The sequence below is a fragment of the Microcoleus sp. MON1_C5 genome (assembly GCF_036701875.1).
GTDB lineage: Bacteria > Cyanobacteriota > Cyanobacteriia > Cyanobacteriales > Microcoleaceae > Microcoleus.
This window is the reverse complement of the sequence record NZ_JAUBRN010000161.1, coordinates 1-1,057: the sequence shown is the minus strand read 5'-3', so window position 1 is coordinate 1,057 and position 1,057 is coordinate 1. Positions and strand designations below refer to the sequence as shown.

General features: G+C 48.2%; 1 protein-coding gene. It reads right to left on the bottom strand.

The genetic code is table 11. From position 1 onward, the window contains the following. Positions 1–46: 46 nt before the first annotated feature. Complete coding sequence (locus tag QUA71_RS29160) at positions 47–961, bottom strand: GIY-YIG nuclease family protein (RefSeq protein WP_333290493.1); 915 nt, start codon at positions 959–961, stop codon at positions 47–49. Positions 962–1,057 lie beyond the last annotated feature (96 nt).

Genomic DNA, 1,057 nt, shown 5'->3' with positions numbered 1-1,057 from the left:
TTCCGAATTAGAACCGGGATGTAACCAGTGTAGCGATCGCACTTCTTCACTTCCTACCCCAGTTGCAGATCGCATCCGACTCAACAGCCGACAAAACTTTTGCTTCCATTCCGTACAAATCTTGCAGCACCGCCTTGACGTTCGGAAACACAAAATACTCCGTCAGTTTCCCAATCCGGTAGTTAAAGGGTTGATATCGGTGTTTGAAGTACAGCTCCACATTCCCCCGATGTTCCCAAGGTCCCAGCAAATTGACGGTCACATCTGAGTAATGCGCTTTCACATCCCGCTGCACCTCGGCGATTCGTTCCTCGATCGATCGGGTAGTAACGCCAATCTTGTAGAAAATGTTGCCATCCGCTTTTACTTCAAGAAAATAAAGCGAGTTCACCAGAATCCGACGAAGCTGTGCTCGATAAATCAGCAAATCAGCCCGCCGTTCTTCCAAACAAGATAACCCCGCAGCTTCCGCAATCTCTACAGAACCTTCCAACGAAGCCAACTCCGACAGCAGCAAAGGTTCTTGGACTTGGTTGAACAACGCCAGGGGAAGAGCGCCGACGGGGATTTTACCCAAGTCGGTAAACTGATAAGAGCCATCGCCCGACGACTCTAGCAATCCTTTGAGTTCCCACCGAAAGTTTATCAAGTCTTTGGGAATCGATCGCTTTTGGGCCCCGTACTCTTTCCACAGCACCTTCAATTGCTCCAATTCCTCACCCTTAAGCTGGATGGTGAAATTATCGTAAAGGGGCAGCGCGGGGAAAGCTTTGGTTTTAATCCGCTGGCTGACGAACTTGCAAGTTTTTTCACTGTGTGCGAAGTGATGTTCTTTCACTGACCCCTTTTTCGCTGTCAATCCGCCACCGCAGTAGAGACAAGCGAGGTTAGTTTTTCCGCGCACAACTTCATCAATGCTCGTCAGTTCGCCACTGAGAGCAACACCAAATTTTAGCCACATTGTCAACAATTCTCCTAAAGGCGTTGCACAGTTGTGGTATGCTGAGCGCTAACAATCAACGAAAATTTAGCTATGATTTGTCCTGAATGTCAATCT

Excerpts from the sequence above, each read along its gene's own strand:
- QUA71_RS29160 (WP_333290493.1), bottom strand. The coding sequence starts at position 961 with ATGTGGCTAAAATTTGGTGTTGCTCTCAGTGGCGAACTGACGAGCATT.